The 1,844-nt window shown below is 76.2% G+C and carries 3 protein-coding genes; 2 read left to right on the top strand and 1 reads right to left on the bottom strand.

Annotated features, from left to right (window positions below; genetic code table 11):
- Nucleotides 1–626, top strand: a 626-nt coding sequence (locus tag A5714_RS03475) for a shikimate dehydrogenase (RefSeq protein ID WP_068282803.1), incomplete at its 5' end; no start/stop codon positions are given.
- A 10-nt stretch (nucleotides 627–636) separates the two neighbouring features.
- Nucleotides 637–1,053: an A24 family peptidase gene (locus tag A5714_RS03470; RefSeq protein WP_231975736.1), complete on the top strand. Its 417-nt coding sequence runs from the start codon at nucleotides 637–639 to the stop codon at nucleotides 1,051–1,053.
- On the opposite strand, the gene A5714_RS03465 is transcribed toward A5714_RS03470, so the two are convergent.
- The coding region (locus A5714_RS03465; RefSeq protein ID WP_068282797.1) for an LLM class flavin-dependent oxidoreductase at nucleotides 1,046–1,844 on the bottom strand (799 nt) is incomplete at its 5' end. The genes A5714_RS03470 and A5714_RS03465 overlap by 8 nt on opposite strands.

Raw genomic sequence — 1,844 nt, 5'->3', positions numbered from 1 at the left:
GGGTCGGGGTGTCGGTGACCATGCCGGGCAAGTTCGCCGCGCTGCGCTTCGCCGACGAGCGGACCCCGCGCGCCGAGCTGCTGGGCGCCGCCAACACCCTGGTCCGGACGCCGCGCGGCTGGCGGGCCGACAACACCGACGTCGACGGCGTCGCGGGGGCGGTCGGGACCGTCACCGGGCGGGCGCTGGTGTGCGGGTCGGGCGGGACGGCGCCGGCCGCGCTCATGGGGCTGGCGCACGCCGGCGCCGCCGCCGTCACCGTCGTGGCGCGCGACCCGGACAAGGCGGCCCGGCTCGTGGACCTCGGCGCGCGCCTCGGGGTGCCGACGCAGTTCTGCGGCCTGGACGACGCGGCGCTGGCCCGCCAGGTCGCCGACGCGCAGGTGCTGGTCAGCACGGTTCCCGCCGACGTCGGGGCCCGCTACGCCGACACCCTGGCCGCCGTGCCGGTGCTGCTCGACGCGGTCTACGACCCGTGGCCGACGCCGTTGGCCGCCGCGGTGGCGGCGGCGGGCGGCCGGGTGATCAGCGGCCTGCAGATGCTGCTGCACCAGGCGTTCGCGCAGGTGGAACAGTTCACAGGGCTGCCCGCCCCGCGAGGGGCGATGAGCGCCGCCCTGGGCTAGCCTGACGCGCGTGCTGGCCGGGGCGGTGGCGCTGTGGATGGCCGCGCTGAGCGGATACGACGTCGCGCGACGCCGGCTGCCGAACTGGTTGACCCTGCCCGGCGCCGCGGCGGTCCTGGCCGCCGCGGCGGTCGCGGGCCGGGGCGCGCCGGCGCTGATGGGCGCCGCCGCCCTGGGCGGCGGCTACCTGCTGGTGCACCTGGTCTCGCCCGCGGGGCTGGGCGCCGGCGACGTCAAGCTGGCCGTCGGCCTGGGCGCGCTGACCGGCTGCTTCGGCGCGCCGGTGTGGGCCTGCGCGGCGGTCGGGGCGCCGCTGCTGACCGCGCTGGTCGCGGTGGCGAGCCTGCCGTGGCGGGCCGGGCCGACGGTGCCGCACGGGCCGTCGATGTGCCTGGCCAGCGCCCTGGGCCTGGCGCTGCTCACGTGACGGGCAGCAGCGGCAGCAGCTGATCGCCGAGGCGGACCACCTCGGACTTGTACGGGGTGTCGCTCAGCACGAAGTGGGTGATCCCCAGGTCGGCGTAGCGATGCAGCGCGGCGGCCACCTCGGCGGCCGAGCCCACCAACCACGTCGTCCCGGCGCCCTCGCCGCCGTATCTGCTCGGCGCGGTGTACAGGCACGAGTCGAGCACCTCGCCCCGCTCGGCGAGGTCGCTGAGCCGCCGCTGGCCCTCGGCGGCCCCCGCGTTGTGCAGGCTCAACACCCGCGGCGCGCCGGCCAGCGACGCGACCTTCGCCTCGGCGTCGCGCCACGCCTCCTCCGACGTGTCCCGCACCAGGGTGGTGATCCGCAACCCGAACTCCAGCGGTGCGTGCTCGCGACCGAGCTTGTCCGACAGCGACTTCAGCCGCTCGACGCGTTCGGCGATCCCGTCGAGCGGTTCACCCCAGAACAGCTGCACGTCGGCCTCGGTGGCCGCGACCTGCTCGGCGGCGGCCGACGCCCCACCGAAGTACAACGCGGGGTGCCGCCCGTCGGCGGCGCCGAGGGGCCGCGGCTGCAGCGTCGAATGGTCGACCCGAAAGAACTCGCCGTGGAACGTGACGTCGTCCTCGTGCCACAGCCGGCGCACCAGCCGCATGAACTCGCGGGTGCGGTCGTAGCGGCGGGACTTGTCGAGCTCGGTGTCGCCGTAGGCGGTCGGATCGTCGACGCCGCTGACGATGTTGATGAACAACTTGCCGTCGTTGAGCCGGTGCAGGGTGGCCGCCGCGCTG

It is taken from the genome of Mycobacterium sp. E2462, assembly GCF_001672685.1.
Taxonomy (GTDB): domain Bacteria; phylum Actinomycetota; class Actinomycetes; order Mycobacteriales; family Mycobacteriaceae; genus Mycobacterium.
Note: the sequence above shows the minus strand (reverse complement) of the source record. Positions and strands in the feature narration are given on the sequence as shown.